Below are 13,682 nucleotides of genomic sequence, written 5' to 3' on the forward strand. Positions count from 1 at the left end.
ATCGCCTGCGTTATGCTCACGCCTTGCCATCGGCATCGGCCGAGCGCCATTTTGAAGGAGAAAACAGCATGCTTCGCAGCGGCAATCCCGCCCTGAAGGAATCCACCTTCCTCGACCTGCGCAGCGGCACCGTGGTCTCGCCCGGGAGCAGCGCGGTCGCCGCGCGCGACAGCGGCGCGATGACACTGAACGGTACCGCCAACAAGACCGGCATCCTGCTGATGCTGACCGTGCTCACCGCGGTGTTCGCCTGGAGCCAGTCGCTCTCGGTCGACGCCGCGGGCAACGCGACGATTGCCCCGGGCGTGGCCGGCTACGCGTTGGGCGGCGCCATCGGCGGCCTCATCCTGGCCCTGATCACGATCTTCAAGAAGGAATGGTCGCCGATCACCGCCCCGCTGTACGCGCTGGTGGAAGGCTTCTTCCTGGGGTCGATCTCTGCGGTCTACGAGCAACGTTTCAACGGCATCGTGCTGCAGGCGGTGCTGCTGACCTTCGGCACCCTGTTCGCGATGCTGTTCGCTTACCGCAGCGGCCTGGTCAAGGCCACCGAGAACTTCAAGCTGGGCGTGTTCGCGGCCACCGGCGGCATCGCCCTGGTGTACCTGGCAACCATGGTGCTGGGCCTGTTCAACATCCAGATCCCCTACATCCACGCCTCCGGCACGGTCGGCATCGTGTTCAGCCTGTTCGTGGTGGTGGTAGCGGCGCTGAACCTGGTGCTGGACTTCGACTTCATCGAGAGCGGCGTCGAACAGGGCGCGCCCAAGTACATGGAGTGGTACGGCGCGTTCGGCCTGATGGTGACCCTGGTGTGGCTGTATGTGGAGTTCTTGCGGCTGCTGTCGAAGCTGCAGTCGCGGAACTGAGCCGGGAGTCGGGAATCGGGGATTGGGGATTGGGGAATCGCAACAGCGGCGCCCCACGATCGATGAGCGGGAGTGGCTTCGGGCAACGTTCCGATTTCCCAGCAAAAGAAAGGGCGCCTAGGGCGCCCTTTCTTTTTGTGCGATCTTCCGGCGGGCTCAGAGGCGGCCGGCGATGGCCTTGGCGAAGCCCATGGTGTTGCCGCTGCCACCCAGGTCCGGGGTCAGCCCGTCCTTGGCTTCCAGGGTGGCGACGATGGCGTTGCGCAGGCGCTCGGCGTTCTGCGGCTGGCCGATATGGTCCAGCAGCTGCGCCGCGCCCAGCAGCAGCGCGCACGGATTGGCCTTGCCCTGGCCGGCGATGTCCGGGGCCGAGCCGTGCACGGCTTCGAAGATCGCCGCGTCCACGCCGATATTGGCGCCCGGAGCCAGGCCCAGGCCGCCGACCAGGCCGGCGCACAGGTCCGACAGGATGTCGCCGAACAGGTTGGTGGTGACGATGACGTCGAACTGCTCCGGACGCATCACCAGCTGCATGCAGGCGTTGTCGACGATCATTTCCTGGAATTCGATTTCCGGGTAATGCGCCGCCACCTCGCGCGCCACCTTCAGGAACAGGCCCGAGGTGGACTTGATGATGTTGGCCTTGTGCACCGCGGTGACCTTCTTGCGGCCGGTCGCGCGGGCCAGGTCGAAGGCGTAGCGGACGATGCGCTCGGAGCCCTTGCGGGTCACCTTGGCCATCGACACCGCGGTCTCGCCGTCGGCGGACACTTCCTGGCCTTCGCTCAGGTAGGCGCCTTCGGTGTTCTCGCGCACGGTGATCAGGTCCACGCCGGCGCCGAAGCGCGACTTGGTGTTCGGGAACGACTTGGCCGGACGCACGTTGGCGTACAGGTCGAACTGGCGGCGCATGGCCACGTTGATCGAGCTGAAGCCCTCGCCCACCGGCGTGGTCAGCGGGCTCTTCAGCGCCACCTTGTTCTTGCGGATCGACTCCAGCGTGGCGGCCGGCAGCAGGTCGCCGTGCTTCTCCAGCGCCACCAGGCCCGCGTCGGCGTATTCGTAGGTGAGGCCGGCGTTCAGCGCGTCGAGCACGAACAGCGTGGCGTCCATGATCTCCGGGCCGATGCCATCGCCACGGATGACCGTGATTGTCTGCGTCATAGGGTTGCGGTTTCCGTACAAGAGGGGGGAGCGCCACCCGGGAACCGGGGCTGCAGGCGCAAGGAGGTTTCAGCGGTAATTATGCCCGAAGCCGGTGAAGGCGCCCAAAACCGGGCCGCCGCCGGCGGCAGGCCGCGGCGGGTGGAGGGCACCTGGAACCGCCCGCTTCGGCGACACGCAAGCCGGATCCAGCTTGCCCTGCAGGGGCGGCCTCAGCTGCGACAGGCTTGACCGGGAACGCCCCGTCGCGGCTGACGCCGCTCCCACAGGACGCCTCCCGGAGTGGCCAGATGTGTCCGTCAGTCGTGCGCGTGCTGCGCCGGGGCGGCGGCCTCGCCGGCCTCCAGCGTGTCGAGGAAGTCCACGGCACGGCGCAGGTGCGGGATCACGATCGAGCCGCCGACCACCAGGCCGACCGAGAAGGTCTCGAAGAACTCCTCGCGGCCGACCCCGGCCTCCTTGCACTGGGCCACGTGGTAGCTGATGCAGTCGTCGCAGCGCAGCACCAGCGAGGCGACCAGGCCGAGCAGCTCCTTGGTCTTCACGTCCAGCGCGCCGGCCTGATAGGTCTGGGTGTCGAGCGCGAAGAAGCGCCGCACCACCTGGTTCGGCTCGGCCAGGATGCGCTGGTTCATGCGCTGGCGGAACTCGGTGAACTCGCGCACCCGGTCCTGGCCGGAGGCGCCGCCCTCGCCCGTCGCGGCGCCGCTCATGCCTGCGCCTCCGGGGCGCGGCCGTCGAGCAGCGGCTCCAGCTTGCCGGCGCGGTGCAGCGCCATCATGTCGTCGTAGCCGCCCACATGGACGTCGCCGACGAAGATCTGCGGCACGCTGGTGCGCCGCGCCAGCGCGACCATCTTCTCGCGCTCGGCCGGGTCCAGGTCGATCCGCACCTCGTTCCAGGTACGGCCCTTGCTCTTGAGGAAGTTCTTGGCCGCCACGCAATACGGGCAGATCGCGGTGGAATAGAGGGTGATCGGCGCGCCGCCGGCGTGGCCGGTGTCGGCAGTTGGGTTGTCCACGGGAAACTCCGGGCGATGTCGAGGGTCCAAGTGACTATGGTAGCGGCCGGGTGGATTTTCGAGGCCGCTGCCGCAACACTGCGAACCATTCCGGATTCACCGTCGTCCCGGACGCCCCCCGGCGTCCGCCTGCCCTCCTGGAGCCCGTCTTGCGCCTGCCGCCGCTCGCCTTCGCGATCACCCTGGCCACCGCCTGCGCCGTGGCGCCGGCCCAGGAGAACAAGCTACCGGACATCGGCTCTTCGGCCGGCGAGCTGCTGACCCCGGCACGCCAGGCCGAGTACGGCAAGATGATGCTGGCCGAGCTGCGCAGCTACGGCTACGTGCTCGAGGACCCGCTGATCGACGACTGGCTGCAGACCATGGGCACCCGGCTCGGCGCCAACAGCGACCAGCCGCAGCAGAAGTTCACCTTCTTCATGCTGCGCGACCGCCAGATCAACGCCTTCGCCACCCTCGGCGGCTACGTCGCGGTCAACGCCGGCCTGGTGCTGACCGCCGAGCGCGAGGACGAGGTGGCCGCGGTGCTGTCGCACGAGATCGCCCACGTCACCCAGCAGCACGTGCTGCGCGGGGTGGAGCGGGCGCAGCGCGACCAGATCCCGATCCTGCTCGGCATGCTCGCCGCGGTGGTCGCGGCGCAACAGGCCGGCGGGCGCTCCAGCGGCGACGCCACCCAGGCAGCGATCGCCAGCGGCCTGGGGCTGATGCAGCAGCGGCAGATCGACTACACCCGCTCCAACGAGTCGGAAGCCGACCGCCTGGGCATCCGCACCCTGGCGCGCAGCGGCTACGACGTGGATGCGATGGCCGGGTTCTTCGAGCGCATGTCGCTGGCGATGCGCGGCAACCAGGGCGGCTACAGCACCCCGGACTTCCTGATGACCCACCCGGTCACCACCACCCGCATCAGCGAGGCGCGCGAGCGCGCCGAGCAGATGAAGAAGAACACCCTGACCCTGACCACCAGCGTGCCCGGCGGCAGCTTGCAGGAGCGGGTCGATCCCAACGACGTGTCGCTGAGCCAGCCGCTGGGCGCGCCCAGCAACCCGCTGCTGCCGGGCGGCCTGCAGTTGCCGTTCGCCAACTACGCGCGCGGCCCCAGCGGCCAGTTCGAGTGGGCCCGCGAGCGGCTGCGCGTGTTCAGCGCCAACACCCCGGCCGATGCGATCCGCGAGTACGAAGGCCTGCGCCAGGGCAGCAAGCAGGGCCTGAGCGATGCCCAGCGCTACGGCCTGGCGCTGGCCCGGCTGCGCGCCGGCGGCAGCGCGCAGGACGTCGCGCAGACGCTGGAGGGGCTGCTGCAGGCGCACCCGGACAACTGGTGGCTGACCGTGGCGGTGGCCGAGGCCGAGGCCAAGGCCGGCCACAACCAGGCCGCCGACCAGCGCTTCGAGGCGCTGGTCAAGCGCATGCCCAGCAACCGCGCGGTGGCGCTGAGCTATGCCGGCGCCCTCAACGAACAGGGCGGCCGCCAGGCCGGCCAGCGCGCCCAGGCGGTGCTGCGGCCGCTGCTCGGGGCGGCGGCGGAGGATCCGGTGTTCCAGCGCACCTTCGCCCGCGCCTGCGAACTGGCCGGCGACGACACCCGCGCCGGCGAGGCCTATGCCGAGGCGGCCTACCTGAACGGACACCCGGAGCAGGCCCTGATCCAGCTCAACAACCTGAAAAAGCGCAGCGACCTGGACTACGTGGCGCGCGCGCGCATCGACGCGCGCATCGCCGCGATCACGCCGACGGTGCTGGAACTGCGCCGCCAGGGCGTGCAGGACCCGGACATGCAACGGCGCTGAAACGCGCCCATGGCAGGCGTCACTTAAACGTAATAAAACCGTAGTCTACTGGCGACCTTCCTCCCCAGTTCCACGGTGCCGTTGTGCAGAAACGCATCCTGATCGTCGACGACGAGCCGGCCATCCGCGACATGGTCGCCTTCGCCCTGCGCAAGGGCGACTTCGAGCCGGTGCATGCCGGCGATGCCCGCGAAGCGCAGACTTCGATCGCCGACCGGGTCCCGGACCTGATCCTGCTGGACTGGATGCTGCCCGGCACCAGCGGCCTGGAACTGGCCCGGCGCTGGCGCAAGGATGCCATGACCCGCGAAGTGCCGATCATCATGCTCACCGCCCGCGGCGAGGAGAACGACCGCGTCGGCGGCCTGGAGGCCGGCGTCGACGACTACGTGGTCAAGCCGTTCTCCGCGCGCGAGCTGCTGGCGCGGATCCGCGCGGTGATGCGCCGCACCCGCGACGACGACGAGGACGGCAGCGTCTCGGTCGGCAGCCTGCGCATCGACGGCGCCGCGCACCGGGTGTTCGCCGGCGAGGCGCCGGTGCCGATCGGCCCGACCGAGTACCGCCTGCTGCACTTCTTCATGACCCATCCCGAGCGCGTGTACAGCCGCGCGCAGCTGCTCGACCACGTCTGGGGCGGCAGCGTCTACGTGGAAGAGCGCACCATCGACGTGCACATCCGCCGCCTACGCAAGACGCTGGAGCCGTTCGCGGTGGAAAACATGGTGCAGACCGTCCGCGGTTCCGGCTATCGCTTCTCTGCGTCCATCTGACCGCCGGCTTGGCCTGCTATAACGGCGGACGGATCACGATCCTTTGCGACAGAGTGCGTTCCCGATGCCCCGCCACATCCGCTCCGCCTGGTTGAAGACCCTCGGCACGCTCGCCGGCCTGCTGTTGCTGGCCTTGTTGATCGGCTGGATCGGCGGCCACGTGTGGATGGCGCTGACCCTGATGTCGCTGGGGGTGATGGGCTGGCATTACTGGCGCCTGCGGCGGGTGCTGCGGCGACTGACCGCGCGCCAGCGCTGGGAGCCGCCGGCCGGCACCGGAGTGTGGAACGAACTGGACCGGTTGCTGTACCGCAGCCAGGCAGAAATGCGCGTGCGCAAGCGGCGCCTGCTGGACATGCTGCGCGCCTACCGCGCCGCCGCCGCGGCGCTGCCGGACGCGGTGGTGGTGGTGGACCGCAACAGCCAGCGCATCCAGTGGTTCAACGAGGCCGCCGGCACCCTGCTCGGCCTGCGCCATCCTGGCGATCTCGGCGCGCCAGTGGTCGAGCGGCTGCAGCCGATGCCGCTGGCGCACTGGCTCAGCGGCGGGCGCAACGCCGAGCCGATGCTGGACATGCCCTCGCCGGTCGACGACCGCCTGCGCCTGAACCTGCGCCTGATTCCCTACTCCGAGGACCACTGGCTGCTGGTCGCGCGCGACGTCAGCAAGCTGCTGCAACTGGAGCAGGTGCGCCGCGACTTCGTCGCCAACGTCTCGCACGAACTGCGCACGCCGCTGACCGTGGTCCACGGCTACCTGGACATGCTCGATCCGGAGGATTTCCCGGACTCGGGGCCGATGATCGCCGAGATGCGCAAGCAGTCGCAGCGCATGACCCAACTGGTCGAGGACCTGCTGACCCTATCGCGGCTGGAATCGCAGGAGCACGCCAACGAGGAGTCGATCGCGATGGCGCCGATGCTGGCCACGCTGCGCCGCGAGGCCGAGGCGCACAGCCAGGGCCGGCACCGCATCGAGGTCCACGACGACGCCGATTGCGACCTGGTCGGATCGAACAAGGAACTGCACAGCGCCTTCTCCAACCTGGTCACCAACGCGGTGCGCTACACCGCGGCCGGCGGCACCATCCGCATCAGCTTCGCCCGCGAGGGCGACGGCGCGGTGCTGTCGGTGCGCGACAGCGGCTACGGCATTCCCGCGCACCACCTGCCGCGGATCACCGAGCGCTTCTACCGCGTCTCCAGCAGCCGCTCGCGCGAGAGCGGCGGGACCGGCCTGGGCCTGTCGATCGTCAAGCACGTGCTCGGCCTGCACCAGGCGCGACTGGAGATCGAGAGCGAAGTCGGCAAGGGCAGCACCTTCTCCTGCCATTTCGGCGCCGGGCGCGTGCATCCGCGGCACGACCATGCCACCCTGACCCCCGTCTAACGAGTACCGCCATGCCCCGCCGCGTCCCCGCCCTGCCGCCCACGCCGCCACCAGACATTCCCAGCGATCCGCTGCGCGATCCGGCGCTGTACATCAACCGCGAACTGTCGCAACTGGACTTCAATTTCCGGGTCCTGGCGCAGGCGCAGGACCCGCAGGTGCCGTTGCTGGAGCGGCTGCGCTTCCTGTGCATCTCCTGCACCAACCTGGACGAGTTCTTCGAGATCCGCGCCGCCACCGTGCGCCACGCGCAGGAATTCGGGCTGCCGCCGGCGCCGGACGGGATGAGCCCCAGCGCTATCCTCACCTCCATCCACGACCGCGCCGCGCAACTGGTCGACCAGCAGTACCGCTGCTGGAACGAGGTGCTGCGCCCGGCGCTGAAGGACGCCGGCATCGGCGTGCTCGGCCGGCATTCCTGGAACGCGCGGCAGAAGCGCTGGCTGCGCGCCTACTTCCGCAACGAGATCATGCCGGTGCTGTCGCCGCTGGGCCTGGATCCGGCGCATCCGTTCCCGAAGATCCTCAACAAGTCGCTGAACATCGTGGTGGTGCTCAAGGGCGTGGACGCGTTCGGCCGCGTCGGCCACCTGGCGATCGTGCGCGCGCCGCGCTCGTTGCCGCGCATCATCCAGCTACCGGAAAGCCTGGCCGACGGCGGGCAGAGCTTCGTGTTCCTGTCCTCGGTGCTGTCCACCTTCGTCGACGAGCTGTTCCCGGGCATGGAGGTGATGGGCTCCTACCAGTTCCGCGTCACCCGCAACTCCGAACTGGTGGTGGACGAGGAGGAAGTGGAGAACCTGGCGCTGGCGCTGCGCGACGAACTGGTCAACCGCGGCTACCGGCCGGCGGTGCGGCTGGAGATCGCCGAGGACTGCCCGAAGTCGATCGTGCGCACCCTGCTGCAGAACTTCGAACTGCCCGAAAACGCGGTCTACCGGATCAACGGCCCGGTCAACCTGAGCCGGGTGAACCAGGTCTACGACCTGGTGCAGCGCCCGGACCTGAAGTATCCGCCGATGAACCCGCGCACCCTGCGCGACAGCGAAGGCATCTTCGAGATCGCCGCCGCCGGCGACGTGCTGCTGCACCACCCGTTCGACGCGTTCACCGCGGTGCTGGACCTGATCAAGCAGGCCGCGATCGACCCCAACGTGCTGGCGATCAAGCAGACCCTGTACCGCACCGGCAAGGACTCGGCGATCGTCGATGCGCTGGTGCTGGCCGCGCGCAACGGCAAGGACGTCACCGTGGTGGTGGAACTGCGCGCGCGCTTCGACGAAGAGGCCAACCTGGGCCTGGCCGACCGCCTGCAGGAAGCCGGCGTGCAGGTGGTGTACGGCGTGGTCGGCTACAAGACCCACGCCAAGATGCTGCTGATCGTGCGCCGCGAGGGCCGCAAGCTGCGCCGCTACGTGCACCTGGGCACCGGCAACTACCACAGCGGCACCGCGCGCGCCTACACCGACCTGAGCCTGATCACCGCCGACGTGGACATCGGCAACGACGTGCACCTGCTGTTCCAGCAGCTGTCCGGCCTGGCGCCGAAGATCCGTCTCAAGCGCCTGCTGCAATCGCCCTTCACCCTGCACCCGGGCGTGCTGCACCGGATCGAACGCGAGACCAAGCTGGCGCATGCCGGCCGCCCGGGTCGCATCATCGCCAAGATGAACGCGCTCAACGAGCCGCAGGTGATCCGCGCGCTGTACGCGGCCTCGCAGGCGGGCGTGAAGATCGACCTGATCGTGCGCGGTGCCTGCACCCTGCGCCCCGGCGTGCCGGGCGTGTCCGACAACATCCGGGTGCGTTCGATCGTCGGCCGTTTCCTCGAGCACAGCCGCGTCTACTGGTTCGGCAACGACGGCGCGCCGGAACTGTTCTGCGCCAGCGCCGACTGGCTGGAGCGCAACCTGCTGCGGCGCGTGGAGACCGGCTTCCCGATCCTCGATCCGGACCTTGTCAAGCGCATCCACCGCGAGGTGCTGCAGAACTACCTGGCCGACAATCTCAACGCCTGGGAACTGGACGCGACCGGCAACTACCACAAGCTCGCTCCGGGCCAGGACCAGCCGCCGCATTCGGCGCAGATGGCCCTGCTCGAGGGGCTCTGAGCGCGGCGCGCGCCGTCTCCACGGCGTGCGCCACGCATCGGCTACCATTCCGCCATGCCTGTCACCTCCCCCACTCATCCGCCGCTGTGCGACGGCGACCTGCTGGCCGCCGTCGACCTGGGTTCCAACAGTTTCCACATGGTCATCGCCCGCTACCAGCTCGGGCAGCTGCGGGTGGTGGACCGCCTGCGCGAGACCGTGCGCATGGCCGACGGCCTGGACAACAAGGGCGGGCTGTCCGCCGAGGCGCGGCAGCGCGCGCTGGAATGCCTGGCGCGCTTCGGCCAGCGCATCCGCGACCTGCCCTCGCTGCGGGTGCGCGCGCTGGCCACCAACACCGTGCGCCAGCTGCGCTCGCCGCAGACCTTCCTGATTCCCGGCGAGACCGCGCTCGGCCATCCGATCGAAGTGGTCAGCGGCCGCGAGGAAGCGCGCCTGATCTACCTGGGCGTGGCCCACGCGCAGCCGCCCAAGCCGGACGAACGCCGCCTGGTGATCGACATCGGCGGCGGCTCCACCGAGTTCATCATCGGCAGCGGCTTCCAGACCCTGGAGCGCGAGAGCCTGCAGGCCGGCTGCATCGCCAGCACGCGGCGCTTCTTTCCCGGCGGCAAGCTGTCCAAGAAGAAGTGGAAGGACGCGCTGACCGAGATCGGCGCCGAGTTCCAGCAGTTCGCCGGGCAGTATCGCGCGCTGGGCTGGCACGAGGCGCTGGGCTCGTCCGGCACGCACAAGGCGATCGGCGAGATCTGCGCGGCGATGAAGCTGACCAAGGGCGCGATCACCGCCGAGGCGCTGCCGCAACTGCGCGAGCGCCTGCTGCTGGCCAAGCGCATCGAGGACATCGACCTGCCCGGCCTGTCCGCCGACCGCCGGCCGATCATCGCCGGCGGCGTGCTGGTGCTGGAGGCGGCGTTTCAGGCGCTGGGCCTGCAACGGCTGATGGTGAGCAAGGCGGCCATGCGCGAAGGCATCCTCTACGACATGCTCGGCCGCGCCGGCCAGAACGATCCGCGCGAAAGCGCGATCGCCGCACTGACCCGGCGCTACGGCATCGACGAGGCGCAGGCCGCGCGCGTGGAGCAGACCGCGATGGCGCTGTTCGAACAGGTCGCCGGCGACTGGGCGCTGGATGCCGACGACGGCCGCATGCTGAGCTGGGCCGCGCGCCTGCACGAACTCGGCCAGGCCATCGCGCACAGCCAGTACCACGTGCACGGCGCCTACGTGCTGGAGCATTCGGACATCGCCGGCTTCTCGCGGCAGGAACAGCAGGTGCTGGCCACGCTGGTGCGCACGCACCGCCGCAACGTGCCCAAGGCCGCGTTCGATGCGCTGCCCGACCGCCTGCTGCTCGGCGCCAAACGCAAGGCCGCGCTGCTGCGCCTGGCGGTGCTGCTGCACCGCGCGCACGAGGCCGACCCGATCCCGGCGCTGGAGCTGAAGGCCGACGGCCCCAACCTGCACCTGATCCTGTCGCAGCCGTGGATCGAGTCGCGGCCGCTGCAGCGTGCCGACCTGATCGGCGAGGTCGAGGGCATGGCGGGACTGGGGATCAATTTCCGGCCGTTTGTGGCTTGAAAGCCGGGATTGGGGAATCGGGAATGGGGATTGGGTGGTTCGCTTGAGCTGAAGCGGTACGGGGAAGGCTTCGCTCGCCTGCGCGCGCTGCGCCTGGTCGCCCGGTGGTTCAAGCGCGGATGAATGCCTGGCGGGGCGTCATCGTTCCTACATGCGCTGGACATGTTCGCTTCACCGCGGTGCGCGAGGCTTTGCCAAACCGGAGCCCCGACATGCGCTACGCGATCGTCACCGAGACGTATCCCCCTGAGGTCAACGGCGTCGCGCTGACCGTGCAGGGGCTGGAACTGGGGCTGCGCGCGCGCGGCCATACCGTCGACGTGGTGCGTCCGCGCCAGGCCGACGATGCCGACCCGGCCGATCTGCGGCTGGTGCGCGGTGCGGCGCTGCCGCGCTACCCCGGACTGAAGTTCGGCCTGCCCGCGCCGCGGCGCCTGACCCGGCTGTGGCAGGCGGCGCCGCCGGATGCCGTGTACATCGCCACCGAGGGCCCGCTGGGCTGGTCGGCGCTGCGCAGCGCGCGGCGCCTGGGCATTCCGATCGCCACCGGCTTCCATACCCGCTTCGACGAATACCTGCCGCAGTACGGCGCGGCCTGGCTGCAGTCGACCGCGCTGCGCTGGATGCGGCGCTTCCACAACCAGGCCCAGGCGACCCTGGTGCCGACCCGCGAGCTGCACGACTTCCTCGCCACCCAGGGCTTCGAGCGCGTGCGCCTGCTGGCGCGCGCGGTGGACAGCAAGCAGTTCGAGCTGCAGCGCCGCGATGCGCAGTTGCGCCAGCAGTGGGGCCTGCAGGACGACGACTGCGCGGTGCTGTACGTGGGCCGCATCGCCTCGGAGAAGAACCTGCCGCTGGCGGTGCGCGCGTTCCGCCAGCTGCAGCAGCTGCGCCCGCGGGCGCGCTTCGTCTGGGTCGGCGATGGCCCGCTGCGCGAGCGCCTGGCGCAGGAGAATCCGGACTTCATTTTCTGCGGCGTACAGCGCGGCGACGCGCTGGCGCGGCACTTCGCCAGCGGCGACCTGTTCCTGTTCCCCAGCCGCAGCGAGACCTTCGGCAACGTGACCCTGGAGGCGATGGCCAGCGGCGTGGCCACGGTCGCCTTCGACTACGGCGCGGCGCGCGAATACCTGCGCGACGGCCTCAACGGCGCGGCGGTCGCCGACGATGCGGCCTTCATCGCCGCCGCCCTGCGCCTGGGCAGCGACGACGCGCTGCGCCGGCGCCTGGGCGAGGCCGCCTGCGCGTCGATGCAGCAACTGCGCCCGGAGCGGGTGGTGGCCGACTTCGATGCGCTGCTCACCGAACTGGCGGAAACCCGGAGGACGCATGTCGACGCGGCTTGAGATCCTGCGCGGGCACGAGACCCGCTGGTGCCGGCGCGCCAACCACTGGTGTCGGCGGCGTTCGGTGCGGCGCTTCTTCTCGGCGATCAGCCGACTCGGCGACGGCGTGTTCTGGTACGCGCTGATGACCCTGCTGGTGCTGTGCGACGGCATGGACGGCGTGTTCGCCTCGGCGCACATGGCCGCCACCGGCGTGGTCGCGCTGAGCCTGTACAAGGGCCTGAAGCGCTGGACCCGGCGTCCGCGGCCCTACGCCGCCGACATGCGCATCCGCGCCTGGGTGGCACCGCTGGACGAGTTCAGCTTCCCCTCCGGCCACACCCTGCACGCGGTGTCCTTCGGCATCGTCGCCCTCGCCTATTACCCGTGGCTGGCGCCGCTGCTGGTGCCGTTCATCGCCTGCGTGGCGCTGTCGCGGGTGGTGCTGGGCCTGCACTACCCCAGCGACGTGCTCGCCGCCACCGGCATCGGCGCGGTGTTGGCCGGCGTGTCGCTGTGGTTGGTATGAGGCTGGGAATGGGGAACCGGGAATAGGGAATAGGGAATAGGGAATGGAAACAGCCGGCGCCGTCCGGCTCCATGCCCTCTCCTCAATCCTGGCTCCGGACGAGGTCGCGGCTGAAGCCGCTCCTACGAAAGCGCAACAACGCCTACGTTAGCGCACCCTCCGAATCCCTAATTCCCGTTCCCGAATCCCAATCCCGGCCCTTCGAAAGCGGAGCAACGCCTGCGCTCGCGAACACTCGCCATTCCCCAAGCCCGATTCCCCACTCCCGGCCTTACAATGTCCGGATGACCACGCTGTTCATCTCCGACCTGCACCTGGATCCGGCACGGCCGGCGATCACCGCGCTGTTTCTCGACTTCCTGCGTGGCGAGGCGCGCCAGGCCGAGGCGCTGTACATCCTCGGCGACCTGTTCGAGGCCTGGATCGGCGACGACACGCCGTCCGAGGCGGCCGATGCGGTGGCGCTGGAGTTGCACGCGCTGCACGAGGCCGGGGTGCCGGCGTTCTTCATGCACGGCAATCGCGACTTCCTGCTCGGCGCCGACTACGCGCGGCGCGCCGGCCTGCGCCTGCTGCCCGATCCCTGCGTGATCGACCTGTACGGCGAACCGACCCTGCTGCTGCACGGCGACCTGCTGTGCACCGACGACACCGCCTACCAGGCGTTCCGTGCGCAGACCCGCGACCCGGCCTTCCAGCAGCAGTTCCTGGCGCAGCCGCTGGCCGCACGCATCGCCTACGCGCAGCAGGCGCGCGCCGCCAGCCAGGCGCGCCAGGCCGATCTGAAGCAGGGCGATCGCGCGCAGTTCGAGACCGTCACCGACGTGGCGCCGGCCGAAGTCGCCGCCACCTTCTCCCGCTACGGCGTGGCGCGGATGATCCATGGCCACACCCATCGGCCGGCGGTGCATGCGCTGGACGTGGAGGGCCGCGCCTGCACCCGCATCGTGCTTGGCGACTGGTACGAACAGGGCTCGGTGCTGCGCGTGGACGCGCAGGGCTGCCGGCTGCAACAGTTCTAGCGTACGCGTCCGCGCCGCCGCGCGCAGCCTGGCAACGCGCACTCGGCGCGCCGCTGCACGGCATTCCCCTGCCAGCAGCGGCGCGACTGCAAGACGGCACCGAA

The 13,682-nt window shown here is 69.7% G+C and carries 12 protein-coding genes; 9 read left to right on the plus strand and 3 right to left on the minus strand.

The window, feature by feature from the left end:
• Positions 1-68: 68 nt before the first annotated feature.
• Positions 69-869 carry a Bax inhibitor-1/YccA family protein gene (locus tag AC1PME_RS16070; RefSeq protein WP_254458903.1) on the plus strand — a complete coding sequence of 267 codons (801 nt, stop codon included), beginning with the start codon at positions 69-71 and terminating at the stop codon, positions 867-869.
• A gap of 156 nt (positions 870-1,025) precedes the next feature.
• Here the strand turns inward: AC1PME_RS16070 and AC1PME_RS16075 are convergent, their stop codons facing one another.
• From AC1PME_RS16075 to grxC, 3 genes are all read right to left on the minus strand, one after another.
• Complete coding sequence (locus AC1PME_RS16075; RefSeq protein WP_254458904.1) at positions 1,026-2,033, minus strand: isocitrate dehydrogenase; 1,008 nt, start codon at positions 2,031-2,033, stop codon at positions 1,026-1,028.
• Between the two features lie 299 nt (positions 2,034-2,332).
• The gene (locus AC1PME_RS16080; RefSeq protein WP_307551976.1) at positions 2,333-2,746 is read right to left on the minus strand and encodes a carboxymuconolactone decarboxylase family protein; all 414 of its coding nucleotides are present in this window, start codon (positions 2,744-2,746) and stop codon (positions 2,333-2,335) included.
• Positions 2,743-3,054 (minus strand): glutaredoxin 3, encoded by a 312-nt coding sequence (gene grxC, locus AC1PME_RS16085; protein WP_254458906.1) that lies wholly within the window; start codon positions 3,052-3,054, stop codon positions 2,743-2,745. The genes AC1PME_RS16080 and grxC overlap by 4 nt, the downstream gene beginning before the upstream one ends.
• 149 nt (positions 3,055-3,203) lie before the next feature.
• Here grxC and AC1PME_RS16090 point away from each other — a divergent pair, with 149 nt between their 5' ends.
• The 8 genes from AC1PME_RS16090 (at position 3,204) to lpxH (ending at position 13,578) form a co-directional block, all read left to right on the plus strand.
• Positions 3,204-4,847, plus strand: a complete 1,644-nt coding sequence (locus tag AC1PME_RS16090) for a M48 family metalloprotease (RefSeq protein ID WP_481096419.1) — start codon at positions 3,204-3,206, stop codon at positions 4,845-4,847.
• A gap of 83 nt (positions 4,848-4,930) precedes the next feature.
• Positions 4,931-5,620: a phosphate regulon transcriptional regulator PhoB gene (phoB, locus tag AC1PME_RS16095; protein ID WP_254458908.1), complete on the plus strand. Its 690-nt coding sequence runs from the start codon at positions 4,931-4,933 to the stop codon at positions 5,618-5,620.
• A gap of 64 nt (positions 5,621-5,684) precedes the next feature.
• Positions 5,685-7,010, plus strand: a complete 1,326-nt coding sequence (phoR, locus tag AC1PME_RS16100; protein ID WP_307551979.1) for a phosphate regulon sensor histidine kinase PhoR — start codon at positions 5,685-5,687, stop codon at positions 7,008-7,010.
• 11 nt (positions 7,011-7,021) lie between these two features.
• Positions 7,022-9,121, plus strand: a complete 2,100-nt coding sequence (gene ppk1, locus AC1PME_RS16105; protein WP_254458910.1) for a polyphosphate kinase 1 — start codon at positions 7,022-7,024, stop codon at positions 9,119-9,121.
• A gap of 54 nt (positions 9,122-9,175) precedes the next feature.
• Positions 9,176-10,702: an exopolyphosphatase gene (gene ppx / locus AC1PME_RS16110; RefSeq protein WP_481096420.1), complete on the plus strand. Its 1,527-nt coding sequence runs from the start codon at positions 9,176-9,178 to the stop codon at positions 10,700-10,702.
• 212 nt (positions 10,703-10,914) lie between these two features.
• Positions 10,915-12,048: a glycosyltransferase family 4 protein gene (locus tag AC1PME_RS16115; protein WP_481096421.1), complete on the plus strand. Its 1,134-nt coding sequence runs from the start codon at positions 10,915-10,917 to the stop codon at positions 12,046-12,048.
• Positions 12,032-12,556: a phosphatase PAP2 family protein gene (locus AC1PME_RS16120; RefSeq protein ID WP_254458913.1), complete on the plus strand. Its 525-nt coding sequence runs from the start codon at positions 12,032-12,034 to the stop codon at positions 12,554-12,556. The genes AC1PME_RS16115 and AC1PME_RS16120 overlap by 17 nt, the downstream gene beginning before the upstream one ends.
• Before the next feature lie 284 nt (positions 12,557-12,840).
• Positions 12,841-13,578, plus strand: a complete 738-nt coding sequence (gene lpxH / locus AC1PME_RS16125) for a UDP-2,3-diacylglucosamine diphosphatase (RefSeq protein ID WP_481096422.1) — start codon at positions 12,841-12,843, stop codon at positions 13,576-13,578.
• Positions 13,579-13,682 lie beyond the last annotated feature (104 nt).

The sequence above is a fragment of the Xanthomonas sp. NCPPB 901 genome, from assembly GCF_056725085.1.